29 protein-coding genes and 1 pseudogene are annotated in these 26,152 nt (G+C 63.7%); 15 read left to right on the top strand and 15 right to left on the bottom strand.

Annotated features, from left to right (window positions below):
- From guaA to B2V21_RS16590, 4 genes and pseudogenes are all read right to left on the bottom strand, one after another.
- On the bottom strand, positions 1-806 hold an 806-nt coding region (gene guaA, locus B2V21_RS16575; protein WP_286917434.1), incomplete at its 3' end, for a glutamine-hydrolyzing GMP synthase.
- A gap of 112 nt (positions 807-918) precedes the next feature.
- On the bottom strand, positions 919-2,388 hold the full coding sequence (gene guaB, locus B2V21_RS16580; RefSeq protein WP_049861254.1) for an IMP dehydrogenase: 1,470 nt from the start codon (positions 2,386-2,388) through the stop codon (positions 919-921).
- Between the two features lie 83 nt (positions 2,389-2,471).
- The gene (locus tag B2V21_RS16585) at positions 2,472-3,029 is read right to left on the bottom strand and encodes a sugar ABC transporter ATPase (RefSeq protein WP_286917435.1); all 558 of its coding nucleotides are present in this window, start codon (positions 3,027-3,029) and stop codon (positions 2,472-2,474) included.
- A gap of 53 nt (positions 3,030-3,082) precedes the next feature.
- Positions 3,083-3,211, bottom strand: a pseudogene (locus B2V21_RS16590) (sulfite exporter TauE/SafE family protein); the annotation flags it as partial.
- 373 nt (positions 3,212-3,584) lie between these two features.
- Here B2V21_RS16590 and yaaA point away from each other — a divergent pair.
- Together yaaA and B2V21_RS16600 are read left to right on the top strand one after the other, a co-directional pair.
- Positions 3,585-4,364, top strand: a complete 780-nt coding sequence (gene yaaA, locus B2V21_RS16595; RefSeq protein WP_286917436.1) for a peroxide stress protein YaaA — start codon at positions 3,585-3,587, stop codon at positions 4,362-4,364.
- A 78-nt stretch (positions 4,365-4,442) separates the two neighbouring features.
- Positions 4,443-4,907, top strand: a complete 465-nt coding sequence (locus B2V21_RS16600) for a multidrug transporter (RefSeq protein ID WP_282347746.1) — start codon at positions 4,443-4,445, stop codon at positions 4,905-4,907.
- Here B2V21_RS16600 and B2V21_RS16605 read toward each other — a convergent pair whose 3' ends face one another.
- Genes B2V21_RS16605 through B2V21_RS16620 form a run of 4 tightly spaced genes read right to left on the bottom strand, consistent with a single transcriptional unit; the run spans position 4,908 to position 9,633 of the window.
- Positions 4,908-5,768 carry an HlyD family secretion protein gene (locus B2V21_RS16605; protein WP_286917437.1) on the bottom strand — a complete coding sequence of 287 codons (861 nt, stop codon included), beginning with the start codon at positions 5,766-5,768 and terminating at the stop codon, positions 4,908-4,910.
- A gap of 10 nt (positions 5,769-5,778) precedes the next feature.
- Positions 5,779-5,979 carry a DUF1656 domain-containing protein gene (locus tag B2V21_RS16610; protein ID WP_122742508.1) on the bottom strand — a complete coding sequence of 67 codons (201 nt, stop codon included), beginning with the start codon at positions 5,977-5,979 and terminating at the stop codon, positions 5,779-5,781.
- Entirely contained in the window at positions 5,969-8,134 is a 2,166-nt protein-coding gene (locus tag B2V21_RS16615; protein WP_286917438.1) for an FUSC family protein, read from the bottom strand. Before B2V21_RS16615 ends, B2V21_RS16610 begins: the two co-directional genes overlap by 11 nt.
- Entirely contained in the window at positions 8,131-9,633 is a 1,503-nt protein-coding gene (locus tag B2V21_RS16620; RefSeq protein WP_286917439.1) for an efflux transporter outer membrane subunit, read from the bottom strand. The genes B2V21_RS16615 and B2V21_RS16620 overlap by 4 nt, the downstream gene beginning before the upstream one ends.
- A gap of 177 nt (positions 9,634-9,810) precedes the next feature.
- Here B2V21_RS16620 and B2V21_RS16625 point away from each other — a divergent pair, with 177 nt between their 5' ends.
- On the top strand, positions 9,811-10,758 hold the full coding sequence (locus B2V21_RS16625) for a LysR family transcriptional regulator (RefSeq protein ID WP_049861244.1): 948 nt from the start codon (positions 9,811-9,813) through the stop codon (positions 10,756-10,758).
- A gap of 70 nt (positions 10,759-10,828) precedes the next feature.
- Positions 10,829-11,803 (top strand): 2-hydroxyacid dehydrogenase, encoded by a 975-nt coding sequence (locus B2V21_RS16630; RefSeq protein ID WP_282347749.1) that lies wholly within the window; start codon positions 10,829-10,831, stop codon positions 11,801-11,803.
- On the opposite strand, the gene B2V21_RS16635 is transcribed toward B2V21_RS16630, so the two are convergent.
- Positions 11,793-12,740, bottom strand: a complete 948-nt coding sequence (locus B2V21_RS16635) for a DMT family transporter (RefSeq protein WP_286917440.1) — start codon at positions 12,738-12,740, stop codon at positions 11,793-11,795. The two genes, B2V21_RS16630 and B2V21_RS16635, sit on opposite strands and share 11 nt — an antisense overlap.
- 134 nt (positions 12,741-12,874) lie before the next feature.
- Between B2V21_RS16635 and B2V21_RS16640 the strand changes: the two genes are divergently transcribed.
- Positions 12,875-13,747: a helix-turn-helix domain-containing protein gene (locus B2V21_RS16640; protein ID WP_286917441.1), complete on the top strand. Its 873-nt coding sequence runs from the start codon at positions 12,875-12,877 to the stop codon at positions 13,745-13,747.
- A 35-nt stretch (positions 13,748-13,782) separates the two neighbouring features.
- Here the strand turns inward: B2V21_RS16640 and B2V21_RS16645 are convergent, their stop codons facing one another.
- From B2V21_RS16645 to B2V21_RS16655, 3 genes are read right to left on the bottom strand one after another with little or no spacing between them, the layout of a single operon-like run.
- Positions 13,783-14,109 (bottom strand): DUF3325 domain-containing protein, encoded by a 327-nt coding sequence (locus tag B2V21_RS16645; protein ID WP_049861242.1) that lies wholly within the window; start codon positions 14,107-14,109, stop codon positions 13,783-13,785.
- Positions 14,109-15,689: a PepSY-associated TM helix domain-containing protein gene (locus B2V21_RS16650; RefSeq protein WP_286917442.1), complete on the bottom strand. Its 1,581-nt coding sequence runs from the start codon at positions 15,687-15,689 to the stop codon at positions 14,109-14,111. Before B2V21_RS16650 ends, B2V21_RS16645 begins: the two co-directional genes overlap by 1 nt.
- Positions 15,686-15,991 carry a DUF3649 domain-containing protein gene (locus B2V21_RS16655; protein ID WP_192068792.1) on the bottom strand — a complete coding sequence of 102 codons (306 nt, stop codon included), beginning with the start codon at positions 15,989-15,991 and terminating at the stop codon, positions 15,686-15,688. The genes B2V21_RS16650 and B2V21_RS16655 overlap by 4 nt, the downstream gene beginning before the upstream one ends.
- Before the next feature lie 220 nt (positions 15,992-16,211).
- On the opposite strand from B2V21_RS16655, the gene B2V21_RS16660 reads away from it, so the two are divergent.
- The 5 genes from B2V21_RS16660 (at position 16,212) to B2V21_RS16680 (ending at position 21,327) form a co-directional block, all read left to right on the top strand.
- Complete coding sequence (locus B2V21_RS16660; protein WP_286917447.1) at positions 16,212-16,706, top strand: sigma-70 family RNA polymerase sigma factor; 495 nt, start codon at positions 16,212-16,214, stop codon at positions 16,704-16,706.
- A 41-nt stretch (positions 16,707-16,747) separates the two neighbouring features.
- Positions 16,748-17,656 carry a FecR domain-containing protein gene (locus B2V21_RS16665; RefSeq protein WP_286917443.1) on the top strand — a complete coding sequence of 303 codons (909 nt, stop codon included), beginning with the start codon at positions 16,748-16,750 and terminating at the stop codon, positions 17,654-17,656.
- Between the two features lie 105 nt (positions 17,657-17,761).
- Positions 17,762-20,122, top strand: coding sequence for a TonB-dependent Fe(3+) dicitrate receptor FecA (gene fecA, locus B2V21_RS16670; protein ID WP_286917444.1), 2,361 nt, complete (start codon positions 17,762-17,764; stop codon positions 20,120-20,122).
- 239 nt (positions 20,123-20,361) lie between these two features.
- A complete protein-coding gene (locus B2V21_RS16675; protein WP_056844163.1) occupies positions 20,362-20,772 on the top strand; it encodes an HPF/RaiA family ribosome-associated protein in 411 nt (136 codons plus the stop codon).
- Positions 20,773-20,991: 219 nt separating this feature from the next.
- Positions 20,992-21,327: a DUF3509 domain-containing protein gene (locus tag B2V21_RS16680; RefSeq protein ID WP_286917445.1), complete on the top strand. Its 336-nt coding sequence runs from the start codon at positions 20,992-20,994 to the stop codon at positions 21,325-21,327.
- A gap of 16 nt (positions 21,328-21,343) precedes the next feature.
- On the opposite strand, the gene B2V21_RS16685 is transcribed toward B2V21_RS16680, so the two are convergent.
- The gene (locus B2V21_RS16685; RefSeq protein WP_049861235.1) at positions 21,344-21,784 is read right to left on the bottom strand and encodes a phosphate-starvation-inducible protein PsiE; all 441 of its coding nucleotides are present in this window, start codon (positions 21,782-21,784) and stop codon (positions 21,344-21,346) included.
- 227 nt (positions 21,785-22,011) lie between these two features.
- Here B2V21_RS16685 and B2V21_RS16690 point away from each other — a divergent pair, with 227 nt between their 5' ends.
- A complete protein-coding gene (locus tag B2V21_RS16690; RefSeq protein WP_049861234.1) occupies positions 22,012-22,287 on the top strand; it encodes a YebG family protein in 276 nt (91 codons plus the stop codon).
- Positions 22,288-22,290: 3 nt separating this feature from the next.
- Here the strand turns inward: B2V21_RS16690 and B2V21_RS16695 are convergent, their stop codons facing one another.
- On the bottom strand, positions 22,291-22,743 hold the full coding sequence (locus tag B2V21_RS16695; RefSeq protein ID WP_286916060.1) for a flavodoxin: 453 nt from the start codon (positions 22,741-22,743) through the stop codon (positions 22,291-22,293).
- Between the two features lie 135 nt (positions 22,744-22,878).
- Between B2V21_RS16695 and B2V21_RS16700 the strand changes: the two genes are divergently transcribed.
- Together B2V21_RS16700 and B2V21_RS16705 are read left to right on the top strand one after the other, a co-directional pair.
- Positions 22,879-23,346, top strand: a complete 468-nt coding sequence (locus tag B2V21_RS16700) for a PAS domain-containing protein (protein ID WP_049861232.1) — start codon at positions 22,879-22,881, stop codon at positions 23,344-23,346.
- A 57-nt stretch (positions 23,347-23,403) separates the two neighbouring features.
- The gene (locus B2V21_RS16705) at positions 23,404-24,009 is read left to right on the top strand and encodes a hypothetical protein (RefSeq protein ID WP_286916059.1); all 606 of its coding nucleotides are present in this window, start codon (positions 23,404-23,406) and stop codon (positions 24,007-24,009) included.
- 11 nt (positions 24,010-24,020) lie between these two features.
- On the opposite strand, the gene B2V21_RS16710 is transcribed toward B2V21_RS16705, so the two are convergent.
- Positions 24,021-24,968 carry a MerR family transcriptional regulator gene (locus tag B2V21_RS16710; RefSeq protein ID WP_286916058.1) on the bottom strand — a complete coding sequence of 316 codons (948 nt, stop codon included), beginning with the start codon at positions 24,966-24,968 and terminating at the stop codon, positions 24,021-24,023.
- Between the two features lie 206 nt (positions 24,969-25,174).
- Between B2V21_RS16710 and B2V21_RS16715 the strand changes: the two genes are divergently transcribed.
- Both B2V21_RS16715 and B2V21_RS16720 read left to right on the top strand, forming a co-directional pair.
- Positions 25,175-25,741, top strand: coding sequence for an antibiotic biosynthesis monooxygenase (locus tag B2V21_RS16715; protein ID WP_049861229.1), 567 nt, complete (start codon positions 25,175-25,177; stop codon positions 25,739-25,741).
- A gap of 67 nt (positions 25,742-25,808) precedes the next feature.
- Positions 25,809-26,152: SDR family NAD(P)-dependent oxidoreductase (locus B2V21_RS16720; RefSeq protein WP_286917446.1), on the top strand; the 344-nt coding region annotated here is incomplete at its 3' end.

Below are 26,152 nucleotides of genomic sequence, written 5' to 3' on the forward strand. Positions count from 1 at the left end.
TCGTGCAGGCGCAGCAGGCCGTTGTCGACGAAGACGCAGGTCAGCTGATCACCGATGGCCTTGTGCAGCAGGGCCGCGACCACCGAGGAATCGACACCGCCGGACAAGCCCAGCAGGACGTTGTCGGTACCGACCTGGGCACGGACCTGAGCGATGGCGTCTTCGGCGATCTTCGACGGGGTCCACAGCGCTTCGCAACCGCAGATGTCGATGATGAAGCGCGACAGGATGCGTTCGCCCTGCTTGGTGTGGGTCACCTCGGGGTGGAACTGCACGCCGTAGTAGTTGCGGTCGTCGTCGAACATGCCGGCGATCGGGCAGCTCGGGGTGCTGGCCAGCACGTGGAAACCCTGGGGGATCTCGGTGACCTTGTCGCCGTGGCTCATCCACACGTCCAGGCCGAACACGCCATCGGCGTCGATGTGGTCTTCGATGCCTTCGAGGATGCGGCTCTTGCCGACCACGTCGACGCGGGCGTAGCCGAATTCACGCATATCGGAGCCGGCCACCTTGCCACCCAGCTGCTCGGCCATGGTCTGCATGCCGTAGCAGATGCCGAAGACCGGCACGCCCAGGTCGAACACCGCCTGTGGGCAGCGCGGGCTGTTGGCTTCGTGGACCGACTCGGGGCCACCGGCGAGGATGACGCCGCGCGGGGCGAATTGGCGAATCGCTTCATCGTCCATGTCGAACGGGTGCAGCTCGCAGTACACGCCGATTTCGCGCACGCGGCGGGCGATCAGCTGGGTGTACTGGGAACCGAAATCGAGGATCAGGATACGGTGGGCGTGAATGTCGAGGGCCATGACTCATTCTCGTCAGATGTATTCGGAAACAACACGGGGCTGTAGTGAACAGCCCCGCTAGATTGAATGTCCGCCCGCCGCCCGGTACCAGGCGGCAGGCGGGCTACCGGGGTCAGCCCACGCGGTAGTTGGGCGCTTCCTTGGTGATCTGCACGTCGTGGACGTGGGATTCAGCCATGCCGGCGCCGGTGATGCGGACGAACTCGGGCTTGGTGCGCATTTCCTGGATGTCGGCGCTGCCGGTGTAACCCATGGAAGAACGCAGGCCACCCATCAACTGATGGATGATCGCCGACAGGCCGCCCTTGTAGGCGACACGGCCTTCGATGCCCTCGGGCACGAGCTTCTCGGCACCGGCCGAGGAGTCCTGGAAGTAACGGTCCGAGGAGCCCTGGGCCTGGGACATGGCGCCCAGCGAGCCCATGCCGCGGTAGGCCTTGTAGGAACGCCCCTGGAACAGTTCGATCTCGCCCGGCGCTTCTTCGGTACCGGCGAACATCGAGCCCATCATCACGCAGTAGGCACCGGCGACGATGGCCTTTGACAGGTCACCGGAGAAGCGGATGCCCCCGTCGGCGATCAACGGCACGCCGGTGCCTTCAAGGGCAGCGGCGACGTTGGCGATAGCGCTGATCTGCGGCACGCCGACACCGGCGACGATACGGGTGGTGCAGATGGAGCCTGGGCCGATGCCGACCTTGACCGCATCGGCGCCCGCTTCGGCCAGGGCCTTGGCAGCCTCGCCGGTGGCGATGTTGCCGCCGATGACCTGGACGTCGGGGAAGTTCTGCTTGACCCAGCGCACGCGGTCGATCACGCCTTTGGAGTGACCGTGGGCGGTGTCGACCACGACCACGTCGACGCCGGCTGCAACCAAGGCGCTGACGCGCTCGCCGGTGTCCTTGCCGGTACCGACGGCCGCGCCGACGCGCAGACGACCTTGGTCATCCTTGCTCGCCAGCGGGTAGGCCTTGGCTTTCTCGATGTCCTTGACGGTCATCATGCCCTTGAGGTGGAACTCGCCGTCGACGATCAGCACTTTCTCGATGCGGTGCTTGTGCAGCAGGTCGCGGACCAGCTCCTTGTCGGCCCCTTCGCGGACGGTGACCAGGCGCTCTTTGGGCGTCATCACTTCGCGGACGGGGATTTCCAGGCGGTTTTCGAAGCGCACGTCACGCGAGGTGACGATGCCGACCAGGTTGCCGTCGTGCAGCACCGGGACGCCGGAGATGTTGTGCAGGGAGGTCAGTTCGAACAGATCGCGAACGGTGGCATCAGCCTCGATGGTGATCGGATCCTTGACCACGCCGGCCTCGAACTTCTTGACCTTGCGCACTTCGGCAGCCTGCTGCTCGATGGTCATGTTCTTGTGGATGATCCCGATGCCGCCTTCCTGAGCCATGGCAATGGCGAGGCGAGCTTCGGTCACGGTGTCCATCGCCGCGGAAATCAGCGGGATGTTCAACTCGATGCCTCGGGTCAAACGGGTCTTGAGGCTGACTTCATTGGGCAGTACTTCGGAATAACCGGGCACTAGGAGAATGTCGTCGAAGGTCAGGGCTTCTTGGCTGATACGCAGCATGCGGGGGCTCCCGAGCGGGAAAATGGAAGCGCGCCATTATACCCACACATGCCCCCACAAGAAAGGCAAAGATGGCCTGGCGATCAATTGTCCTGGAACTTCACCAGCACCTGCGCGATCGGCTGGTCGAGCCAGTCGGCGAATTCGGCGATGAACGCCGGCTTGAAGGACGTCTGCCCCCAGTTGTTGAAGATGAACCCCAGGTTGGAAAACGCGCAGGGTTGCAGGAACAGGAAGCCGTTGATGTCGTCCTCATGGCCACACAGGGGGCAGGTGAAGTTGTCGGTGAGGCCGGGCATCCATTCTTCGAGGCTGTCGAACAGGGCCTCACCGACTTCCTGGCGGCATTCCGGGCAGCCGGCCTCGTGCAGGAAGCCATCGATGGGGGTGAAGATGCAGCGGTCGGTGACCACTTCCAAGCCATTGACGGGCTGCCCATAGGGCAGCAGGTCCGGCTGCTCGACGACGATTCGGGCACCCGGTCCGATGGCGTAGGCCATGCGATTGCCGTTGCGACCGCAGGTGCTCAGTTGTTCCTCGACGATCTCCTTGCGTACCAGCCAGCGCAGGATCGCCCGCGCACGGGGCTCGTGCACCGGCAAGGTGGAGAGGCGCGGAACGAGGATGTTCTGAGTGTTCATGCAAAGGCCCGACGGTACGCAAAACCGGCAGGATAGCCCCCTGCGGGCGCAGGTCAAGGATTGAAATAGCGGTACAGCAGCGCCAGGCCGCTGGCCAGCACCAGCCAGGTCACCAGCCGCACGAAGGCCTCGCGGGACATGCGCAGGGTCAGACGACGCCCGATCCACAGGCCTGCCGCCATGGCCGTGCCGAAGCCGGCGATGCCGAAGACGATGTAGGCGGCAGCGATGGCCAGGAGCATGATGCTCCAGTCGATGAGTGCGTAGTCCATGCGCGGGTTTCCTTTTTTTCCGGGCACTGTGGCGGAGCGGGATCGGTGGCGTCAATACGGTGGGGGGTTGGGGGGGGTGCCAGAGGGTTCGCGGTGTGGCCGGACGCGGCTTGCGCCGCTGCTACAGAGGAGCGCCATACCAACGGCACACGCGATCCCCTGTAGCAGCGGCGCGAGCCGCGTCCGGGGTCGCTGCGGTCCATCTGGATGCCCCTACGCTTAAGGGTGGACGAGGTGCCGGCACTGCTCCAGAATTTACCGACGCCCACAGGAGAACCTTTGCATGCTGATGGTGATATCCCCCGCCAAGACCCTGGATTTCGATACCCCCCCGGTCATCCAGCGCTACACCCAGCCTGAGTTTCTCGACCACTCCCAGGTGCTCATCGAACAGCTGCGCGAACTCAGCCCGGCGCAGATTGCCGAGCTCATGCACCTTTCCGACAAGCTGGCCGGACTCAACGCTGCACGCTTCGGCAGCTGGACCCCCGACTTCACGCCCGACAATGCCAAGCAGGCGCTGCTCGCCTTCAAGGGCGACGTCTACACCGGCCTGGATGCAACGACGCTGGATAAAGCCGGTTTCGACTACGCGCAGAAACACCTGCGCATGCTGTCGGGACTCTACGGCCTGCTGCGCCCCCTGGACCTGATGCAGCCGTATCGGCTGGAAATGGGCACCAAGCTGGCCAATGCCCGCGGCAAGGACCTGTACGCGTTCTGGGGCGAGCGTATCAGCGAATGGCTCAATCAGGCGCTGGCCGAGCAAGGCGACGACGTGCTGTTCAACCTGGCGTCGAACGAGTACTTCTCTGCCGTCAAACGCAAGGCCCTGCAGGCGCGCCTGATCACCGCCGACTTCAAGGACCTGAAGAATGGCCAATACAAGATCATCAGTTTCTACGCCAAGAAAGCCCGCGGCATGATGGCCCGGTTCGTGATCGACGAAAAGATCCATGACCCGGCGCAGCTCAAGGGGTTCGACCGTCAAGGCTATCGCTACAGTGCCGACGAGTCGCGTCCCGACCACCTGGTGTTCCTGCGCGATCAGCCCGACGACTGAGCCTGTGCGGGCGTGGTTTTCACAGACACGCGAACGTTCTGTACGATACGCCCCACTTCTTCACCAAGGCTGGCAGTCATGTTAATCGGCATCTTTCTGATCATTTCCTGGGTCATCCTGCTGATCCGTTATCCCTCCAAGGCGCTGCCGATCTCCGGCGCCGCCGTGTTCGCCCTGGCATTGCTCGCGCTGTGGGTCATCATGAGCGACACGCGCGAAGCCCATCGCCTGGCCCGGCTGGAAATGCGCATCACCTTCGATCCGCAAGGCTGCCCCGCCGACCGTCCGTTGCGCCTGAACCTGAACAATGGCAACAGCGTCCCCATGGTCGAGCTGCAATGGCAGATCGCGGCCTACGCTCCTGGCCAGACCGTCAACCTGGCAGAAAACCTCTACACCGCTCCCCGCTACCGCGGCCCTGGTGAGCTGCAGGCCGGCGCGGATTGGCAGGACTGCCTGCCGCTGCCACCGCTGCGTCCCGGCTACCGCCCGCAGACCCTGGAATTTCGAGCCGAACGCCTCCAGGGCAGCTTCTCTCAATAATCAGGGCGCAGCAGGCGTGACGATCACCGTGCACGTCGTGCCCGCTGCCAGCAGCATGCCGTCGGGTACCGGGTCCAGCTGGATGCGCACCGGCACTCGCTGAGCCAGACGCACCCAGTTGAAAGTCGGGTTGACGTCGGCGATCAGCTCGCGGCTCTGCGGGTTGTCGCGGTCATAGATGCCGCGCGAGATGCTTTCCACGTGGCCGGTGAGGGTTTCACCGCTCATCATCTGCAACTGCGCTGGATCCCCCACATGCACGTGGGGCAGCTTGGTTTCCTCGAAGAAGCCGTAGACCCAGAACGAATGCTCGTCGACCACGGCGAGCTTCGCTTCGCCCACTCGCGCATAGTCGCCGACATGGACGTTGAGGTTGGTGACGTAGCCATCCACGGTCGCAAGCACGCGGGTGCGATCCAGGTTCAGCTGCGCCGCCTCCAGGCGCGCCTCGGCCTGTTGATAGTCGGCCAGGGCCGAGGCCGCGACGTTGCTGGAGTCTTCACGGCTTTCCTTGGAGATCACCAGCTCATCCAGGTCGGCACGGCGGCTGGCATTGACCTTGCGCATTTCCCAGGCAGCCTTGCGCGACGCCACCAGCGCCTGGGCCTGCTTGACGGCCAGACGGTAGTGGGCCGGATCGATCTGCAGTAGCACGTCGCCCTTGCGCACGCGCTGGTTGTCGCGCACCGGCACCGCCGTCACGTAGCCGGACACATCGGCGGCGACGTTGATGATGTCCGCGCGCACGCGCCCGTCACGGGTCCAGGGTGTCTGCATGTAGTGCACCCATAATTGACGACCGATGAAGATCGCCAGCCCCAGCACCAACAGGGTAGCCAACAGACTGAAAAACTTTTTCATTGCGCGGTTCTCAACGGTAGACAGTCAGCGCCATGGCGCCGAACAGACAGACGAACAGGCTCAGGCGCAGCAGCGCCGGGTGCCAGAAGAAACGGTACAGATCCAGGCTGGCGAACAGCCGATCGAAGGCCCAGGCGATACCGGCGGCGATCACGAACAACAGGGTCATGGTCGGCATGTACAGGCCATGGAAAGCGATTTCACGGGGCATGGTCGGCTCCTGGAGCGGCCAGTTCGGCGAGTGGCGATTGCGGGTCCAGCAACGAACTGCGGATGAAGTGCAGGTAGCTCTGGACTCGGCGCAGTGCCGAGGTGTCGAAATGTCGGGCGAAGGGTTCATCGGTGTTCCTGACCAGATGAATGGCCTGTTCGACCGCCGCCATGGCACGCTGCAGATTGCCCTCCTGGGGCTGGATGAACAGGCGCATCAGCGCGCGCCCCATGACCCGGATCGACTGGCGCCAGGGCTGCCAGGGGGCGTAGGCCGGATGCACCGGCAAGCGCTCCTGCTCGCGGCGCAGTTCGATGATCGCGTGTCCCACCTCCATGACCACGAACATCCAGCGCAGCAGGTTGCGCTGCACCTTTGGCTGTCCGGCTGCCAAACCGTACGCCTGGTGCAGCAGGTCGCGGCTGCGGCTCTCGAAGGCCGAACCCAGGCCGCGCAGCTTGCCGCTGATGGCGAACACCACCAGGGAACGCAGGTCCTGCTCCAGGCGCTGCCACATCCAGCGACTGTTGGGCGGCAGGATGATCGCCCCGGCGGCGGCGCAGAACAGCATGCCCACAACCATGCCGATGTAGTCGTTGATGAACGCATACGGATCGTATTGGGTCAGGTTGCCGGGCACCGAGCCCATGGAGAAGAAGATCAGCAGGCCCAGCCCGTAACCGACGAAGCGCGGCCGCGAGGCAAGAAAGGCGCCCAGCGTCAGCACTGGCGCAAGCGTCAGGCACAGCAGCGCGAAACCGTCGATCCAGGGCAATACGAAGAAGGTCGTGTAGAAGCCGACCAGCGCCCCGAGCAAGGTGCCGCAAGCCATCTGAAACGACATCCGCCGCGGGTTCGGCGAGGCGGCCGACAAGCCGACGGTGGCGGCGGCGACCAGGGTCATGGTCGCCCCGCTGGGCCAGGCCGTGGCGATCCAATAGCTGCCCAGCAGCAGCAACACCACCGCACCGCGAATGCCGGCGGCGGCACTGGCCAGCCAGTTGGTCTGTGAACGATACGGCTCGTCCCAGCGCTCTCGGGCATGCCGATGCTCGACCAGGGAGGCGTGAGTCTGGGCATAGCTGTGCAGCTCTTCGACAAAACGATAGAGCAACTCGAACGCGGTATGGAAATCCAGCAGGTCTTCATCGTCCGGGCCGTTGTGTTCGAACACCTCGCGCAGGCTGCGCACCTGGGCCGGCAGCGCGTCCTTGTACAAGGCCATGCGCTGAGCCAGGCGCGCGGCATCGGCGTCGGTCAGCGCCTGCCCGGAAAAATCGTCCAGTACCTGCGCCAATGCCTGCAATGCCGGCTCGATGGCGGTCACGACATCACCATGGCCACGCGCGCGGATACGTTCGAGCAACTGGTGCAATGCATTGAAACGGGTGGTCACGGCCATGAACTCACTGTTCAGACGGCTGACCCGACCGTTGCGCCGACGCATGTGCGGGTCTTCGAAGGCGGTCACGCTGCGCAGGCTCTCCAGGCCCACGGCCTCGGCGATGAAGCGCACGTTGCCGGCTTCGAACTGCTCACGGGCGCTGTGCCCGCGCAGGCCGTCGGTGACGAATCGGGCGAAGACGGCAAAGCGCTGATACAAGGCATTGCGCATCGACGCGCTGGCCGACTGTGGAAAAATCGCCGCGCTGACTGCTGTGGAAACCAGAATGCCCAGGGCAATCTCCAGCACCCGCCAGACTGCTGCCATGAAGGCATCGTCCGGGTGGGCCAGCGCCGGCAGACCGACCATCGCCGCCGTGTACCCAGCCAGGACGAAGCCGTAGGCGCGGAAGTTGCGGCAGCGCATTGCGCCGGTCGAGCACAGGCCGACCCACAGTGCCAGGCTGGGCAGGAACAGCTCGGTGTTCTGGGCGAACAGCGCGATCAATACCACCGTGACCGCCGAGCCCGCCAGGGTACCCAGCAGACGGTAGAAACTTTTCGCGAAGACATGCCCGCTTTGCAGCTGCATGACGATGAACACGGTGATCATCGCCGTGCGCGGTTGTGGCAGCTCCAGGCGCATGGCCAGCCACAGTGTGGTGAACGCGGCCAGCAACACCTTGAAGATGTAGACCCAGGTGACGCCATCACTGCGTGCCCACTCGAAGAAACCTCGGCGCCATTGCAGGCGGCCCAGCCAGGTGATCATCGATCGATCACCGCCAATGGTTTGGGTGCGTGCAGACGTTCGGCATCAGGGGCGTCGGCACCTGCCCCCAGACCGCCGCCCAATGCCGTGACCAATTGTGCATGGACCGCCAGTCGCGCGGCCTGCACCTGTTGCTCGACCTGTTGCTGGCGCAACAGCAGGGTCTGGGCGTTGAGCACCTCAAGATAGCCGGTCAGGCCCCGCTGGTAAGCGATCAGGGCAATGTCGTAGCTGTGCTGCGCTGCGGCCACCGATTCGTCGGCGAAGGCCTGCTGCTTGTCCATCGAGGCACGACGGATCAGTTGATCGGAGATTTGCCTGAGCGCTTCCACCAGAGTCTGGTTGTAGCGCGCCACGGCCAGATCGTAGCCGGCCGAGGCATCGCTCAGCTGCGCGCGCAACCGGCCGCCATCGAAGATAGGCAGGCTCAGGGCGGGCCCGACGTTGTAGGCCAGCTTGCGTCCGGCCAGAAATTCGAGCATGCCGCCGCCGGTGACCAGGTAGCTCAGGCTGCCGACCAGGTCCACGTTGGGATAGAAGCCGGCATGAGCGACTTCGATACCCCGAGCGTTCGCGGCCACCGCCCAGCGACTGGCGACCACGTCCGGCCGCTGGCCCAGCAATTGCGCCGGCAGCGTGGACGGCAGGCCGAGCGGGGCCTGCAGGGACAGGCTCGGGCGCTGGAGTTGGCTGCCCTGCCCCGGCCCTTTGCCAGCCAAGGCCGCCAGCTGGTTTTGCGCCAGGGCAATCTGTTCGTCCAGGGCATCGACCTGCCGATGCGTCTCGGGCAACAGGGCCTCGGCCTGGCTGACTTCCAGGTGCGTCCCGAGGCCACCGTGCAGGCGCCGTTGCGCCAGTTCCAGGATCTGCTCCTGCTGCGCCAGCGTGCGCTGCACGATGTCGCGTTGGGCGTAGTGCAACGACAGCTGGATGTACACCTGCACCACGTTGTTGACCAATTCCAACTGCGCCTGGCGCGCCTGGGCGGCGCTCATGTGAGCCAGGTCGAGGGCCTGCTCGCTGGCGCTGCGTTCGCGCCCCCACAGGTCCAGGGCATAGGTGAAGCCCAGGCCGGCATTGTTGTCCCAGGTGGTCTGCCCGGACAGGTCGCCCGGCCCGTAGAAAGGATCGGCCGGCCAGTTGTGGCGTTTCAGCGCGGCGCTGGCGTCGATGTGCAGCGACTCGACGGACTCCGCCACACCCGCCAGCGCCTTGGCCTGGCGCACCCGTGCGGCGGCGATGGCCATGCTCGGACTGCCCAGCAAGGCCAGGTTGACCCAATCATCGAGTTGCCGGTCGCCATAAGCGCGCCACCATTGGCTCTGCGGCCATTGCGCGTCCTGGGCGGCGGTTTGAATGGCGGCATCGGTGGCCAGCGCGTCGGCCGATAGCGTTTCGCTGCGAGGGGCGATACCGGCGGTGCCGATGCAGCCGGTCAAGGCCAGGGTAAAGGTCCAGACACTGAGGATTTTCAGCTCTTCGATGAGGCGGCGGGGCACTGCGGCGATTTCCGGGAGAGGTCGAACTGCGGAGGGGTCTGGACCGGCATTCTAGGGCCGCTTCGGGGCGCCGATAAGCTGGATTTCCTGCGATTCTTTATTACCGAACCGGTGATAATCCTTCTGTATAATTGTGGCTTCATGCGACAATTTGTCCGTCGAACCAGAGACCGAATCATGGACACCTTGCAAAACATGCGTGCGTTCACCTGCGTGGCCGAAGCGGGCAGTTTCACCGCCGCCGCCGCACAACTGGACACCACCACCGCCAACGTATCGCGCGCGGTGTCCAACCTCGAAGCACACCTGCAAACCCGCCTGCTCAACCGCACGACCCGGCGCATCGCGCTGACCGAAGCCGGCAAACGCTACCTGGTGCGCTGCGAGCAGATCCTGACCTATGTCGCGGAAGCCGAAGCCGAAGCCAGCGACGCCCATGCACGGCCTTCGGGGCAGTTGAAAGTGCACACCATGACCGGCATCGGCCAGCACTTCGTGATCGACGCCATCGCGCGCTACCGGCGCACCCATCCGGACGTGACCTTCGACCTGACCCTGGCCAACCGCGTACCCGACCTGCTCGACGAAGGCTATGACGTGTCCATCGTCCTGGCCAGCGAGCTGCCGGATTCCGGGTTCGTGTCGCAACGCCTGGGCATCACCTACAGCATCGTCTGCGCCTCTCCCGAATACGTGAAGGCGAACGGCTCGGCGCGCACGCCCGGCGATCTGCGCGAACATGCCTGTCTGCGCCTGGTAAGCCCGGTGGTGCAGCTGGAAAAGTGGCTGTTCCAGGGTCCCGACGGCCAGGAGATGGTCAACATCAGCAACGCGCCGTTCCAGGTCAATTCGGCCGACGCCATGAAGACCGCCATCAGCAGTGGCATGGGCGTGGGCGTATTGCCCATCTACGCGGCCATCGACGGCCTGCGCAACGGCACCCTGGTGCGCATGCTGCCCGAGTACCGTCTGCAGGAGCTGAACCTGTACGCCATCTACCCGTCCCGGCAGTACCTGGACGCGAAGATCAAGACCTGGGTGGAATACCTGCGCGGTTCGCTGCCCGACATCCTCGCGGCCCACGACGCCGACCTGCAGACCTTCGACCTGCAGATCGCCAACTGACGCGGGATTGTTTCTGCTCGATCGGGAATGTTAGCGTGCTCACATTCACCTCCCGACGAGCACAACCCCAATGAAAAAAACCGTCCTCGCGTTCAGCCGCATTTCCCCCGCCATGGTCGAGCGGCTCGAAGCCCATTTCGACGTCATCGTGCCCAACCCCAAGGCCGGTGACATCGCCGCGCAATTCAACGAAGCCCTGCCCAAGGCCCATGGCCTGATTGGCGCCGGTCGACCGCTGGGCCGCAAGCAACTGGCCGATGCCGCCCTGCTCGAAGTGGTCTCCAGCGTTTCGGTGGGTTACGACAACTACGACGTCGGCTACTTCAACGAACGCGGCATCATGCTCACCAATACGCCCGACGTGCTGACCCAGAGCACGGCCGACCTGGCCTTCGCGCTGATCATGAGCAGCGCGCGGCGCGTGGCCGAACTGGATGCGTGGACCAAGGCCGGCAACTGGAAAGCCAGTGTCGGTGCCGACCAGTTCGGCACCGATGTGTACGGCAAGACCCTGGGCATCGTCGGCCTGGGCAATATCGGCGCCGCCGTGGCACGCCGCGGCCACCTGGGCTTCGACATGCCTATCCTGTACAGCGGCAACAGTCGCAAGCCCGAACTCGAACAAGAGCTGGGCGCGCAGTTTCGCAGCCTCGAGCAACTGCTGGCCGAAGCCGATTTCGTCTGCCTGGTGGTGCCACTCAGCGACAAGACCCGGCACATGATCGGCACGGCCGAGCTGGCGCAGATGAAGAAGAGTGCCATTCTGGTGAACATCTCTCGCGGACCGGTGGTCGATGAAGCGGCGCTGGTGCAGGCCCTGCGTGAAGGCACCCTGCGCGGTGCCGGCCTGGATGTCTACGAGAAGGAACCCCTGGCCGAATCGCCTTTGTTCGAGCTGGGCAACGTCGTGACGCTGCCGCACATCGGCTCGGCCACGGCTCAGACTCGCGACGCCATGGCTAACCGCGCCATCGACAACCTGACCGCCGCCTTGCTCGGCAAGCGGCCTCAAGACCTGGTCAATCCGCAGACCTTCAAGGGTTAGTCCGCACCCGTACCTGGGTACCGTTAACCTGAGCGCCCTGCGTCGCCATCGGCGCAGGCGTCGCAGGTCTGCTGCCCTTGCGGAACACCAGCACGTTGCCCAGCATCACCAGCACCAGCCCGCCGAGCGCCTGCGCGGTCCATTGATAGCCTTCCGCATACGCCGAGACATTCAACGCCACCACGGGAAACAGCACCGTGCAGTAGGCGGCGCGGTCGGCGCCCATGCGCCCTACCAGAGTCAGGTAGGCCGTGAAGCCGATCACCGAACCGGGTATCACCAGGTACAGCAGCGAGCCGACGTAGCGCAGGCTCCACTCCATGCCGAAAGGCGTGCCTCGCAACAGACAATAGCCGGTGAGCAGCAGAGCGCCATACAGCATGCCCCAGGCGTTGGTGGTCAAGGGCCGCAGCCCGGCTTTCTGCTGCACGCTGGAGAGCATGTTGCCCGCCGAGAAACACAGCGTACCCAACAGCCCCAACCCGAGGCCAAGCAAGGTCTGCGGGCTGGCGTCGTGAGCCGAGAGCTCGGGCCAGAACAACAGACCCAGACCGAGAAAGCCCAAAGCCCCTGCACCGATGACGTTAGCGGTGATCCGCTGGCCGAAAAAGATCCGTGCGTTGAGCGCATTCCACAAGCTGGCCGTGGAAAACACCACCGCAAGCAGCCCGGTCGGGATCCATTGGCTGGCGGTGAGAAAACACATGAAGTTCACGCAGAACAGGCACAGCCCCTGCGCCACGCAGATGAGATGCCCACGACGGTTCATGACTTGCAGCCGCCGCGTGGCCAGCAGGATCGCGAACAGCACCAGCGCGGCCAGGCCGAAGCGGTAGACGATGGATACGGGAATCTCGACCACGCCCAGTTGCAGCTTGAGCGCAATCCAGGTCGTTCCCCAGATCAAGACGGTAAGCAGATACAGCGATAGATTCATGGCGATGCCCTCCTGGGTCAGAGGCGCATTGTCCGAGCGGCGGCCGCTGACGACTTGCACAAACTTGCGCTTTTTCCGTCACCGTACTGGCGGCCCGTGCGCGACGCAGTACCATGGGCACGGGGGTATCGATCATGACGGCTTTGCTGAACCTGCAAGTGTTTCAGGCGCTACACAACTCGCGCCACGCGCGCCTCGAGCACAGCGCCGAGCTGGGCGATTCGATGGTGGCCGCGTTGTGGCGCAACCATCACGACGCCCAGGAATATCAGGCGCCGACCCATCACACCTTGTCCTGCTACATCGGCGGCGGCACGGGTACCTTTCGCCGCGATCGACCGTGGGAGAAAGGCGCGCCCGGCAAGCAGTGCATCCTGCCCGCTGGGCATGAGTCGGCATGGGTCATCAACGGCGACATTCGTCTCGCCCACCTGTATTTCAGCGCAGAACAGTTCGCGCTGGGCTGCGTGACCCTGCTGGACCGCGAGCCGCGGGAAATGCAGCTGCGGGAAAACACGTTCCTGGAAGATCCGGTGCAGGCGCAGCGTTTTGCGCGCTTGATCGCGCTCAACTGGACCGAGCCGGGCGAGCGTGTGCTGACCAGCACCTTGGCCCATGAAATGCTCGCCCATGCCCTGCTCAGCCAAGTGTCCGCGCGCCTGCAGCTACGGCTCAAGGGTGGACTGGCACCTCATCAGCGGCGCCTGCTGCGTGACTTCATCGAAGCGCAGCTGGCCGAGCCGCTGAGCCTGGGCCAACTGGCGGCCTTGTGCAGCTTGTCCGAGTACCACTTCGCGCGGATGTTTCGTGCCAGCTTCGGCTTGCCACCGCACCAGTACGTGCTGGCTCGGCGGATCGCTCGTGCCCGCTCGCTGCTGCGCCAGACGCCGCTGCCATTGGGTGAGGTGGGGCTGGCCTGTGGCTTCGCCAGTGCCAGCCATTTCAGCAACCGATTTCGCCAGGCAGGCGGGGTGTCGCCGGGCGAGTATCGCCTGGCCTTTACCTGACGGCAGCGCCAAAACACAGTGTCGAACAGCGGACGCTACCAGCGTGCCGCAGCCGCCAGCAGTCCGAGCAAAAGGCCCGCGGCTGCCAGTACCAGCGCCCAGCGGGGCCGGTACGGCAGCAACCACACCAGAAACACCGCGCTGCCCATCAACACCGCCGTCCAGCGCACCAGCCCCATCGCCCAGCCAGCGCTGAGCACCGAGACCCACAGCGACAGAGCCAGCAGCGCCCAACCCGCGACCCGCAGCTGCACCTTGCGCGACGGGCTGGGCCGCCGCCCGAGCATTTCCTGGTGATGGCGCTCCATGGCCAGGCACAAGGCACTGAAACCGGCATAGCTGAGCAGGCCTGCTGCCAACATCAGTGCACCTCTCTGGGCGTAGACGCACGCGTACGTGCCGCGCGTGCGATCGGCAACGCTGCCAGAGCAGTGCGACGCCGGATCTTCATGACCACCCAGGCCAGCACCAGACCGCACCCCAGGGCACTGAGATCGACGCCGGCCAGCACCCAGTCGCCCGCAGCGATGGACGTCGGCAGGCCATGGTCGGTGGTCAGCAGGCTCAACAACGGCAGCCCTGCCAAGGCAATGGCTGCCAGGCCCAATTGCTCGATCCAGGCCTTGCTGCCAGTGCGCACAGCGGCATGCACGATGCTCAGCAGCCAAACGATGAAGAAGCTGTCGACCTCGATACCGGCACGCTCCGGATAGGTCGCCGGTAGCAGCCGGTTGGCCCACAGGAAGCCTGCAACCGCCAACACCAGCCCCGCCATGCCGGCGACGTTCAACACCTCGACCAGGCGCAGCTCGAAGGGCCGCACACCGCTGCGGGCGTGCTTGAGCTGACGCTTGCCCAACCACATGACCAGCCCCGTGCCGATCAGCAAGGTACTGCCCAGGCCGCAGAAGAAATACAGCCAGCGCAACACGGGCCCGGCGAACAGGCCCATGTGCAGGCCATAGAAGGTGCCTGCCACGACCATCGGCGTGGCGCTGTCGCGCGGCAGTTCAAGTACCGCACCCGTGGAGCCGGCGAAGGTGATCGCCGCCCCCGCGTCACGGCTCACGGTATCACCCTCATGACGGCTGAATTGGACCTGGGCATTGGCATCGCCCGGCAGTTGCACCGCGACGCGGCCAATCCGGCCTCCAGGCCATTGCTGCAGCGCACGCTCGTACAGCACGCTCAGATCCACCAGCGGCGCGGGCTGCCCCGCGGCGGCCAACCGCTGATTGCCGGGATAGATTTCGTTGAAGAACGCCTGGGTATCGCCATCGTAGCGGCTGACGATGCTCGCTGGCATGAGCATGGTCATGAAGATCACCAGGCTGCTGTAGGTGATCATCAGGTGAAAGGGCAGCACCAGCACGCCGATTGCGTTGTGCCCGTCGAGCCAGGAACGCGCGCCCTTGCCGGGACGAAAGGTGAAGAACTCCTTGAAGATCTTCTTGTGGGTGATGATCCCGGTGACCAGCGTCACCAGCATGACCATCGCCGCCAGACTGCTCAGCCAGCGCCCCCAGGGATAGCCCATCTGCAGTTGGTAGTGGAAGCGGTAGAAGAAGTCGCCGCCGCGGCTGTCGCGTGCCTCGACGCGCTGGCCGGTCTGCGGGTCCAGCGTATGACGGGTGAAGGCACCGCGCCCGCTCTTGTTCGGATCCTGCCACATGACCGAGAGCGCGGGCTCGCGGGCATCCGGCAGGCTGATGAACCAGCGTGGCGACTGCCCGGCGTTGGCCTGCAGGTAGGCCTGCGCCTGCGCCAGGCTGGCACGGGCATCGACTGCGCGCACCGGCACTTCGGGCTGGGCCCAGTGGCTGATCTCGTCCTTGAAATAGGACAGGGTTCCGGTGAGGAAAATGGCGAACAGCAGCCAGCCGAACACCAGCCCCGCCCAGGTATGCAGCCACGCCATCGCCTGGCGAAAGCCCTCTCTCACGGCAGATGCTGCCAGTGCAGAAGCGCCGCCAGCGCGGCCAGGACGAGACCTGGCTTGGCCAGGCCGATCCAGGCCCGGCTGGCGCTGTGCGAGGCGAAGCACCAGAGCACGGCCACCAGGTACACCAGGAACGACAGCATCATGGCACTGACCACGGCTTCGCCGCGCGCCATGGGCAACAGCCAGGCGATACACACGCTCGCCAGGGCCGCCAGCACGTAACCGCCAAAGACGGCAGCTATGACACGGGAGGCCACGGCCCAACGATACGAGGTCGACACCCCGCCGATTCTGCTTCTCATGAATGACCTTCGAACGTACGGATGCATCGCGCAATCGCGCTGATAATAATGATAAATATTCTCATGTGCAAAGATCACTGGCATTTATCGTGCATTGCAACGCTTTTCCGGACCCGTGCGGTGCGTGCTGGCTTGCCCAACTACGGGTACACCCGTAAGATACGAACAATTCTTATTCTGCTGCGCACCCCATGGCGCCGGAGTGTTCGCGGTGACCGCTGTGACTTCCCCTGCCTCGCAATCGGTCGAGGGCCTCTACCTCGTTCATCGCCGCTGGCTGACCGAATGGCTGCGCAGCCGCCTGGGCTGTCCGGACAATGCCGCCGACCTTGCCCAGGACACCTTCATGCGCCTGTTGAGTGCGCGTGAAATCGCTCCCATCCGCGAGCCCCGCGCCTTTCTCACTACAGTCGCCAAGCGTGTGCTGTTCAATCACTACCGCCGTCAGGATCTGGAGCGTGCCTATCTGGAAGCGCTGAGCCAGATGCCTGAGCCGCTCGCGCCCAGCGAAGAGCACCGAGCGATCATCCTGCAGACCCTGCTGGACCTTGATGCTCTCCTCGATGGCCTGCCGGTGCTGGTCAAGCGCGCCTTTCTGCTGGCGCAGGTCGAAGGCCTGGGCTACCAGGACATCGCTGACGAACTCGGCATTTCCCTGGCCACGGTCAAGCGCTACCTGCACAAGGCAGCCATGCGCTGCTACTTCGCACTGTGAACGAGGCGCGCACGTTTTCCCCACACGTGGCCGAGCAGGCCGTGCAATGGTGGCTTGAACTGCAGGAGGGGGCGCTCGACCCGCGGCAGCAGCAGGCGTGGCAGCGATGGCTGCACGCCGACGGCGAACACCGCCGCGCCTGGGAGCATATCCAAGGGGTCAATCAACAATTTGCCTGCCTGCCCGGTCCCTTGGCGCAGGCCACCGTGGGCTCGCCCTACTCGCCAGGCCGTCGGCGCGCACTCAAGACGCTCCTCCTGCTCGGGATGGCTGGGGCAACCACCTTGGCCCTGCGTCAACAGCATTGGCTGCCGCCGCTGGTGGCCGACTATCGCAGCCCGCTGGGCCAGCGTCGCCAGTTGCAGTTGGACGACGGCAGCCGAATCAACCTCAACACCACCAGCGCGGTGGACGTACGCTTCGACGCAGGTCAGCGCTTGATCCGCCTGCTCGAAGGCGAAATCATGCTCACCGCAGGGGCCGATGCACGGCCCTTGCGCATCAGCACCGATCAGGGGCTGGTGACCGCTGACCGCGCGCAGGTCAACGTTCGCCAGTTGCCGGGCAGCACCCAGGTACAGGCCTTGCGTGGTGCGCTCGCCATTGAGCCCACAGGGTTGCAGGGCGGTCCGCTGCGCCTGGCCGGCGGCCAGCAAGTCGAGTTCGATCGCCAGCGTTTCACTGCCGCGCGGCCACTGGACGCCAACAGCGGTGCGTGGGTCGACGGCATGCTGATCGCCGCACACATGCGCCTGGGCGACTTCCTGGCCGAAGTGGGCCGCTATCGCCGTGGCCAACTGGACTGCGACACGTCGGTGGCCAACCTGTTGCTGTCGGGCAGTTTCCCCCTGGGCGACACCGAGAGGATTCTCGATTCGCTGGAGGCCGCATTGCCGGTGAAAGTCCGCCGTTTCACCCGCTATTGGGTCACGGTGCAAGCCCGCGTCTAGTCACCCGTACGCTGCCGAAAGTTTTTTACATCTTTCGTGAGCCGTTTTGCCTTGGTCGCGTGACAGACAGGGTAACTCTCCCATCATTCTGCCTGGAAACGCCGCATGTCCAACCTGCCCACCCCGCTCGCCCGCGCCCTGCGCTGCCTGTTGCTCGGCACTGCCGTGAGCGTTGCTCAACTGCCGCACGCCGTAGCCGCCGATGGCACCACTCGCGAGTACCAGATAGCACCCGCCTCGGTCGAAAGCGCGGTCACCCAGTTTGGCCGTCAGGCTGGCGTGCTGATTTCGTTCGGCTCGACCACCCTGGCAGACCAGCCCAGCCCTGGCCTGCAAGGCGCGTACACCGTGGAACAGGGACTGGCGGTGCTGCTCGAAGGCACGGGCCTGCAGGCGCGCGCTCTGGGTGACGGTGCCTACAGCCTGGAGCCCGCCTCACTGGCACAACCCGGCAGTCCCGGTGCCGCCGTCGAGCTGGGCGCCTCGAGCGTGGTGGGCGACTGGCTCGGCGCCGCCGAGCAGACCAACGTCTTCGAACACCCCGGCGCGCGCGACGTCGTGCGTCGCGAAGACTTCGAACGCAGCGGCGCCACCAGCGCGCGTGAGGTTCTCAACCGCATACCGGGGGTCAACGCGCCGCAGAACAACGGCACGGGCAGCCATGACATGGCGATGAACTTCGGCATCCGTGGACTCAACCCACGGCTGGCGACCCGCTCCACGGTGTTGATGGACGGCATCCCGGTGCCGTTTGCGCCCTATGGCCAGCCGCAGCTGTCGTTCGCACCGGTCAGCATGGGCAACATGGACGCCGTCGACGTGGTCCGCGGTGGCGGCGCCGTGCGCTATGGCCCGCAGAACGTCGGTGGCATCGTTAACTTCGTGACCCGTGCCATTCCCGATGCTCCGACCGTGAAAGGGGGGTTCCAGACCCAGGTCAGCCCCTCGTCGAGCCAGGACGGCTTGAAGACCACGGGCAACCTGCTGGCAGGTGGCACCGCCGACAACGGCCTGGGCGGCGCCCTCCTCTACTCCGGCGTGCGCGGCAGTGACTGGCGCGAACACAGCGATACCCAGATCGACGACCTGATCCTCAAGGGCAAGTACCAGATCGACGAAGCCAACAGCCTCAATGCCGAGGCCCAGTACTACGAAGGTGAAGCCGACATGCCCGGCGGCCTCAGCGCGGCCGACTACAAGGCCGACCCTTACCAGTCGACCCGCCGCTACGACAAGTTCTGGGGCCGGCGCACCATGGTCAATTTCGGCTATCGCTATCAGGAAGATCGCCGCGAGTTCACCGCCAACACCTTCTTCACCAAGACCCTGCGCAGTGGCTACCTGGACCAGGGCAATTTCCTCTCGCTGTCGCCTCGCGAGTATTGGGTACGGGGTGTGGAAACACGCTTCTCCCAAGGCTTCGATCTGGGCCAGACCCAGCACGAGATGAGCGTGGGCTACCGCTACATCAGCGAGGCGGGCCACGAGTTGCGCTACCGCACACCGATCAGCGCCAACCAGCAACTGCCGAGCACCGACAGCCGCAACGACCGCGACACCCGCGGCGGCACCCAAGCTCACGCCCTCTACATCGACGATCGTATCGACATCGGCCGCTGGACGTTCACACCGGGCATCCGCTACGAGATGATCGACTCGCAGCAGACCAACAACTTGAGCAACGTCAAATACCAGGGCGACTACACCACCGCCCTGCCGGCGCTGAACGTGCTCTACCACGTCAACGAAAACTGGAACCTGTACGCCAACACCGAAGGCTCGTTCGGCAGCGTGCAATACAGCCAGATGCCCAACCGCGTGACCGGCGGCGAAGTGAAACCGGAAAAGGCCCGCACCTGGGAGCTGGGGACACGCTATGACAACGGCAACCTGCGTGCGGAAATCGGCGCATTCCTGATCAACTTCGATAACCAGTACGACAGCAACCAGACCAACGACACCGTGATCGCGCGTGGCGAAACCCGGCATCAGGGCATCGAGACCAGCATCAATTACGCCCTGGACGACTTGAGCCCGGCCCTGGCCGGCTTCGACGTCCACGCCAGCTATGCGTTCGTGGATGCGACCATCCGCGAAGATGGGCCGAACAAGGGTAACCGCGTACCGTTTTCCTCACGCCACAAGGGCACCCTGGGCATCGGTTACACCCAAGGCCCCTGGAAGCTCGACCTGGACAGCACCTACCAGAGCAGCCAGTTCGCCGACAACGCCAACACCCAGGCCGAAAGCGCCGATGGCAGCACCGGACGCATTCCCGGCTACATGCTCTTCAGCAGCCGCGCCGGCTACGACTTCGGGCCGCAGCTGTCCGACCTCAACGTGGCGGTAGGTGTGAAGAACATCTTCAACCACCAGTACTACACCCGCTCCTTCGACGACAACAACAAGGGCAAGTACGTGGGTGAGCCACGCACGGTGTACGTGCAGACCTCGGTCGCCTTCTGAGGGCGTCGGCCAGCCCCTGCTACAGGTGCATCCCCCGCGGCGGCGGGACGCGGGCCGTCTCCGCAGGACCAGAAATATCAGGCTTCGCACTTATTTCATGAAAAGTTCGGAAAAGTTACTGAATATTTATCTTCATCAAGGGGTTGAATTGTTTCTTCAACTCCCTGACCTTGTACTTCAAGAGGCGATGATAATCAGTCATCGAATCTCAAGCGAGAAAGCCGAATAAGGGATGAACTATGCAGATCCAGGTCAATAGCGATAACCATATTCAAGGCGACGCCCGCCTGCAGGAGTGGGTACGCACCGTAGTGGAAGGCGCAGTCGAGCATTACCAGGAAGACCTCACCCGCGTGGAGGTCCATCTGGCCGACGAAAATGGCCAGAAATCCGGTCCTGACGACATGCGCTGCCAGATGGAAGCACGTCCAAAGGGGCATCAGCCCATCTCCGTGACCCACAAGGCAGAAACGCTGGAGCTGGCGATCGACGGCGCTGCCGAGAAGCTCAGCCATGCCTTGGAGCATTTGTTCGGCAGGCTGCGCAATAAGCGTGCAGCCAACACGCAGACCATCCCCGACGGCCCGAACGAGGCGCTGCTCGAAGAGGAGTTTCTGGAAAACGAGCAGGTGCTCAACAGCAAGTCCTGAGTCCTGCCCTACGAAAAAAGGCGAGCCACGAGCTCGCCTTTTTTATTGCCTGTAAATAAGTTTCATGATCCGGGCACGGCGATTGCTACATCGAATGGCAGCGAAGTAAACAGCGGTTACATATAGCAAAGGATGAAGTATGAAGCCGACCAGCGGTCTGGAACCAGCAACTAATCGTCCAGTCCATTAACAAAGTTCGACTATGATAGGTAGTACCTCATGGATAATCCATTCCAAGCCCTGAGCGACGCGTTCCAGCCCGAATACCGCGTCAACTTGAGCATCCAGCGCCTGGATGGCAGCATCATGCTGACCCTGTCCAACGAGCGAGGTGTCGCCGCCAAGCGGATGATCACCGCCGAACAGCGCAACGACCCCAAGCGCATGCGCCGCTTGATCGAAAGCATCAAGTTCGGCATGGCCATCGAGCAAGGCGGCAGCGCCATGCAGATGCTGGCGGCAATGACCGATGCCGGCAACGTCGACAAGCTGGGCAGCAAGCCGGCCCTTCACGCTGCCACCACGCAGACCGCACCGGTGTCCGCCAGCCTCTGATAGACCGTTGTTCGGCCTAGCTGTCCGATTTCTCTTTCACCGACGGATAGCGCGACGAGGCGTAGCGCACCACCAGGATGGCGAACGCCAGGAGCAGGATTCCGCCGCACAGATAAATGATGCCTACATCCGGTGCATTATGGTGCGAGACATCGCCGATCAGCAGGCGTGTCAGCGCGGTGATTGCCACGTACAGCAGAAAGCGGATGGGCATGTGGTTGGTCTTGAAATAGATCCCCACCATCGCACCCAGCTCCAGGTAGATGAACAGCAAGAGGATGTCATCCACGCTTACGCTGCCCTTCTCCACCATTCCCAGAAAAGCACTGACGGCCGCCCAGGCGGTGATGGCACCGATCCCGAACAGTGCCAGGTAGTGGAAAGACTCCACGCACAGATTGCCCAGCGAATCGGCCTGAGCGTGCAGGCTCCCTCGAAGCTTTTCAGCCCATTTCATTGCCTATGTTCCTTGTGCGAACCGATTGAGAGCGGCGCCCGAACGCCTATGCTCGTTTAGCGCATGCAGCATAAGGGCCAGCCCCGGCTGATGAGAAGCAGCCAGACTGTCGCAGGGCACCTCGTCGGCACGGCTGTTCAAGCGCCGAGATTTGCCTTATGCTTTGCACTGTATAAACGAACAGTAGTTGTACTGAACCAAATTCCCCTAGGCATATGAGGTGGTCAATGGCCGTCGAAGTGGTATACCGCAGCAGCCGAGATCTGGAGCGCCTGTTTATGGACAAAGCTGAAGCCGATCGTCACGACAAAATGCTCGAACTGGCCGAGCTGCTCGCAGACGTCCTGAAGAAAGCCGTGCCGTCGCTCGACGACAAGCAGGTCGAAGACGCCGGGATCTACATGGCGAAAAACCGCGACATCTTCGCCAAGGCGTTCAAGAGCCAGCCCGATGCATTGAACGAGCTGCTCACAGCCACGGCCGACAGCGCCGAGCAGGACTGATGGTCAGCTGCGCAGCGCTTCCACGAACTGCGCCAGCCAGGGTTCTGCATCGGTTTCCGGGTTGACGGTTTCGCTGGCGTCCAGGCGCAGCATGCCCTGCACTTCATGGATGCCCAGTTCGGCGAACAGCTCGCGCATCTGCTCGCCACCGCCGCAATAGAGGTCGTAGCTGGAGTCGCCCAGTGCAATGACGCCACCGGGCAATCCGCGCAATGCCGCCGGCAGCTCGTCGCGCAACTGAGCGTACAGCGGCATGATGTTGTCCGGCAGTTCCCCCATTCCAGTGGTCGACGTCACCGCCAGCAGCGCCTGGGGTGCGAACGTCAGAATCTCCTGCACAGTGGCTCTGGGGTTGTGCCAGGCCTGGATATCCTGTCGCTTGAGCAGCTGTTCGGCATGCCGAGCGACGTCCTCGGCCGCGCCATAGACCGAACCGCTGAGGATGGCAACTTTCATGATGACTGTCTCGAACCATTAAAAGGCATGATCTTAACAGCCCGTTCGCGCATTGAAAGGCAAGATCTGGCGCTCTGGTCCTCCTCCTGCGGCCCGTATGAATTAGACTAGGCTGTACGGTAGGGAACCTCTCACATGATCAATGCAAAGCTGCTGCAACGGGTGATCGATGCGTCGAACGACGGCATCGTCGTCGCCGAACAGGAAGGCGAGGACAATATCCTCATCTACGTCAATCCGGCCTTCGAACGCATGACCGGCTATAGCTCGCTGGAAATGCTCTACCAGGACTGCCGGTTGTTGCAGGGTGACGATCGTGACCAGCCGGCCCGTCGGCGCGTGCGCGAGGCGATCGATCAGGGCGTGGCGTGCCGCGAGGTGCTGCGCAACCATCGCAAGGACGGCAGCTGTTTCTGGAATGAGCTGTCGATCACGCCGGTCCATAACGAAAGTGACCAACTGATGTACTACATTGGGATCCAGAAGGATGTCAGCCGCGAGGTCGCGGCGCAGCAGCGTATCGTCGAACTGGAACAGCAGGTTGCAGCGCTGCAACGACGCGTCGCCGAACTCGAAACTTCTGCCCCTTCGAGTCCAGTGTGACGACGATGAACATTTTTCGAGGCCTCATCGAATTTTCATTCACCGCGAGCGTGCGCCATGCCGCCTGATGTATTGCTGACCCAGGACGAGCTGGATTTCCTGCGGGCCATGCAGGCCAATCCGCAGCTCAACGTGCGCGATACCCTTCTCAATGTTTCGGTGAAGGGTGGGCCGCAGGTGCGCGAGCTGCTGATGCGCCTGGCCTCCCATGAGCAGGTCACCATCGAGGCGCACCTGGAGAATCAGCAGATCAGTTTTCCGCTGCAGATCGTGGAGGACGATTTTCAGGCGGCCCATCTGGAACTGGGGGCGCCGAGTATCTATGAAGACGGGCCGATGCTGCGTCCATGGCGGTTGAGTCTGACCCAACCCATCGTGCTGCGCGATGGCGAAGGACGTGACAGCGACTTCTGGGTTCGCGACATTTCCTTCAAGGGCGCCCTGCTCGAGGCCCGCCATGGGGCCAAGGCGCCGGTCAGGTTCCAGCTGTGGTTCACGCCTGAAGGCTACGCGCCGATTCCGTTGCGCGGCTCGATGATTCGCGAAACCGAGCACGGCCTGTTCGCCTACCGCCTCAGCCAGAGCGACGCCCGGGCGATCGAATCGCTGCGTCAGTTCATCCTGCAGCAGCACCGTCTGGTGCATCCGCAACTTCATAGCTGACGCCGATCCAATCAGCTGTCCAGATGGCCCGCCAGGTACTGCTGCAGACGCCGCTGCATCAGGCGCCCATCGCTGCCCAGACACACGATTTCCGGAGACTGAAGGCTTTCCTGAACCGTCTCGGACAGCTCACCGGCCAATAGCAGCGGGCAACTCAAGGCGTTGTTCAATCGCTTCAACTGCCGGATCAGCGCCGGCGCCGGCGGGCGGTTGGAGAACAGCACGAGCGCCTGTGGGGCGAGTTTTTCGCAGACCAGGCTCAGCTCTTCGAGCGGCTGGCCCAAGCCCAGCAACTGCACGTCCACTTGCGGTCCGCTTAATAGCAGGCCGGTCACCTGAAGCTCGAGTTCGCGGCACTGATCGGGTATGGCCACCAGCACCACGCGGCTGTCCTGTCCTTGATCGGCAGTCAGGCGCAGGCGTTGCAGCGTGCGCGCACGCAGGAATGTATCGAGGAAGATCCATTCGCTGGCCTGGCCGAAGTGGCCCTGGTGCACGAGCAGTTCCTGCCATACCGGCATCAGCACCTGCTCGAAGGCCACGGCCAGCGGGTAACTGGAAAACACCTGACCATAGACCTGATCGAGCCTGGGTTCGGCGAATTCGCGCACGCATTGGCGGACCCGTTCCTGCCACTGCTGCCATTCACCCGGCTCGTCGCGGGCGCTGGGCGGTGGTGCTTCGGTCTGCTGGGTACGGGCGAGAATCTTGCCGACCTTGCTCACCGCCACCCCGCGCTCGATCCAGCCCAGGATGCTGCGCACCTCCTCGATATCGGCCAACGAGTACAAACGGTGCCCGCTTTCGGTGCGTGTTGGCTGCACCAAGCCATAGCGACGCTCCCAGGCACGCAACGTGACGGGATTGATTCCGGTCAGTCGCGCCACCTCGCGAATGGGGTACAGCTCGTCCAGCGCTGCATCTTGCACGCCAGGCAATCGGGTGCCGGATTCGCTCATTGCTAGTCAACCGCTGCCAGGAACATGAACCGACAGTGTAACCGCTGTGGGTACATAGAGGTTTGCGGATGAACCAACGGAAGGTAGATGTGCAACCGACCGTTTTCGGGAATAATACTTGCTTGATTCCAAATGCGGCCCACCACCCCGGCGCTGCATTCGATGGAGGCTCCTACCCGGAGCACCAGACTGTCTGGAGATACACAATGTCTACCTCCCCCGTTACCTTGATGGTCGCGCGCCGCGTGGCCGATGGCAAATATCAGGACCTGATCGCCTGGTTGCATGAAGGCGAACAGCTTGCCACCGACTTTCCGGGCTACCTGGGTTCTGGCGTTCTGGCCCCCGCGCCAGGCGACGACGAATTCCAGATCATCTTCCGCTTCGCCGATGAAACCACCTTGCATGCCTGGGAGCATTCGGCTTCCCGTCGTTCGTGGCTGGGCCGTGGCAGCGACCTGTTCGCCCAACCCCATGTGCACCGCGTCAGCGGCACCGAAGGCTGGTTCGGCGACAGCGGCCTGCAGCGTCCACCGCGCTGGAAACAGGCCGTGGCCATCTGGCTGGCGTTCTTTCCGGTGTCGCTGATCTTCAACTTCCTGTTCGGCCACGTGCTGAACGAGATCAGCCTGGTGCCCAGAATCATGCTCAGCACCCTGGCTCTGACCCCGATCATGGTGTTCTTCTTCATTCCCTTGTCCACGCGCCTGCTGCGCAACTGGTTGCACGCCACCCCGGCCCGCGCCCCGCTGCCCAAGGCCAAAGTGGCCTGATCGGCCGGCCCTGCTGCGCTTTGTGGTATAAATCAGCGCAGCAACCTGCCGACGAAGAGCCCGCCACATGCCCCACCCGATCCTCATCACCGGTGCGAGCCAGCGCATCGGCCTGCACTGCGCCGAACGCCTGTTGGGCGAAGGTCAGCCAGTCATCATCAGCTACCGTCAGGAGCGCGAAACCGTCGCTCATCTGCGCGAGATGGGGGCGGTCACCATCCATGCCGACTTCGGTAGCGAGGCTGGTATTCTAGCGTTCATCGATGCGCTCAAGGCGCAGACTTCGCAGCTGCGCGCCATCGTCCACAACGCGTCGGCCTGGATCGCGGACAGTGCGGGAGACGAGGCGGCTGCGTTCCAACAGATGGTCAACGTGCACATGCTGGCGCCCTACCTGATCAACCTGCACTG

Source organism: Pseudomonas sp. UBA6276 (assembly GCF_002438365.1).
Classification (GTDB): Bacteria; Pseudomonadota; Gammaproteobacteria; order Pseudomonadales; family Pseudomonadaceae; genus Aquipseudomonas; species Aquipseudomonas coleopterorum.

Excerpts from the sequence above, each read along its gene's own strand:
- B2V21_RS16630 (WP_282347749.1), top strand. The coding sequence starts at position 10,829 with ATGAAAAAAACCGTCCTCGCGTTCAGCCGCATTTCCCCCGCCATGGTC.
- B2V21_RS16680 (WP_286917445.1), top strand. The coding sequence starts at position 20,992 with ATGGATAATCCATTCCAAGCCCTGAGCGACGCGTTCCAGCCCGAATAC.
- B2V21_RS16700 (WP_049861232.1), top strand. The coding sequence starts at position 22,879 with ATGATCAATGCAAAGCTGCTGCAACGGGTGATCGATGCGTCGAACGAC.
- B2V21_RS16705 (WP_286916059.1), top strand. The coding sequence starts at position 23,404 with ATGCCGCCTGATGTATTGCTGACCCAGGACGAGCTGGATTTCCTGCGG.
- B2V21_RS16605 (WP_286917437.1), bottom strand. The coding sequence starts at position 5,768 with ATGAAAAAGTTTTTCAGTCTGTTGGCTACCCTGTTGGTGCTGGGGCTG.
- B2V21_RS16635 (WP_286917440.1), bottom strand. The coding sequence starts at position 12,740 with ATGAATCTATCGCTGTATCTGCTTACCGTCTTGATCTGGGGAACGACC.
- B2V21_RS16655 (WP_192068792.1), bottom strand. The coding sequence starts at position 15,991 with ATGAGAAGCAGAATCGGCGGGGTGTCGACCTCGTATCGTTGGGCCGTG.
- B2V21_RS16715 (WP_049861229.1), top strand. The coding sequence starts at position 25,175 with ATGTCTACCTCCCCCGTTACCTTGATGGTCGCGCGCCGCGTGGCCGAT.
- yaaA (WP_286917436.1), top strand. The coding sequence starts at position 3,585 with ATGCTGATGGTGATATCCCCCGCCAAGACCCTGGATTTCGATACCCCC.
- B2V21_RS16615 (WP_286917438.1), bottom strand. The coding sequence starts at position 8,134 with ATGATCACCTGGCTGGGCCGCCTGCAATGGCGCCGAGGTTTCTTCGAG.
- B2V21_RS16640 (WP_286917441.1), top strand. The coding sequence starts at position 12,875 with ATGACGGCTTTGCTGAACCTGCAAGTGTTTCAGGCGCTACACAACTCG.
- B2V21_RS16645 (WP_049861242.1), bottom strand. The coding sequence starts at position 14,109 with ATGTTGGCAGCAGGCCTGCTCAGCTATGCCGGTTTCAGTGCCTTGTGC.
- B2V21_RS16685 (WP_049861235.1), bottom strand. The coding sequence starts at position 21,784 with ATGAAATGGGCTGAAAAGCTTCGAGGGAGCCTGCACGCTCAGGCCGAT.
- B2V21_RS16675 (WP_056844163.1), top strand. The coding sequence starts at position 20,362 with ATGCAGATCCAGGTCAATAGCGATAACCATATTCAAGGCGACGCCCGC.
- B2V21_RS16600 (WP_282347746.1), top strand. The coding sequence starts at position 4,443 with ATGTTAATCGGCATCTTTCTGATCATTTCCTGGGTCATCCTGCTGATC.
- B2V21_RS16710 (WP_286916058.1), bottom strand. The coding sequence starts at position 24,968 with ATGAGCGAATCCGGCACCCGATTGCCTGGCGTGCAAGATGCAGCGCTG.
- B2V21_RS16695 (WP_286916060.1), bottom strand. The coding sequence starts at position 22,743 with ATGAAAGTTGCCATCCTCAGCGGTTCGGTCTATGGCGCGGCCGAGGAC.
- B2V21_RS16625 (WP_049861244.1), top strand. The coding sequence starts at position 9,811 with ATGGACACCTTGCAAAACATGCGTGCGTTCACCTGCGTGGCCGAAGCG.
- B2V21_RS16690 (WP_049861234.1), top strand. The coding sequence starts at position 22,012 with ATGGCCGTCGAAGTGGTATACCGCAGCAGCCGAGATCTGGAGCGCCTG.
- fecA (WP_286917444.1), top strand. The coding sequence starts at position 17,762 with ATGTCCAACCTGCCCACCCCGCTCGCCCGCGCCCTGCGCTGCCTGTTG.
- B2V21_RS16585 (WP_286917435.1), bottom strand. The coding sequence starts at position 3,029 with ATGAACACTCAGAACATCCTCGTTCCGCGCCTCTCCACCTTGCCGGTG.
- guaB (WP_049861254.1), bottom strand. The coding sequence starts at position 2,388 with ATGCTGCGTATCAGCCAAGAAGCCCTGACCTTCGACGACATTCTCCTA.
- B2V21_RS16610 (WP_122742508.1), bottom strand. The coding sequence starts at position 5,979 with ATGCCCCGTGAAATCGCTTTCCATGGCCTGTACATGCCGACCATGACC.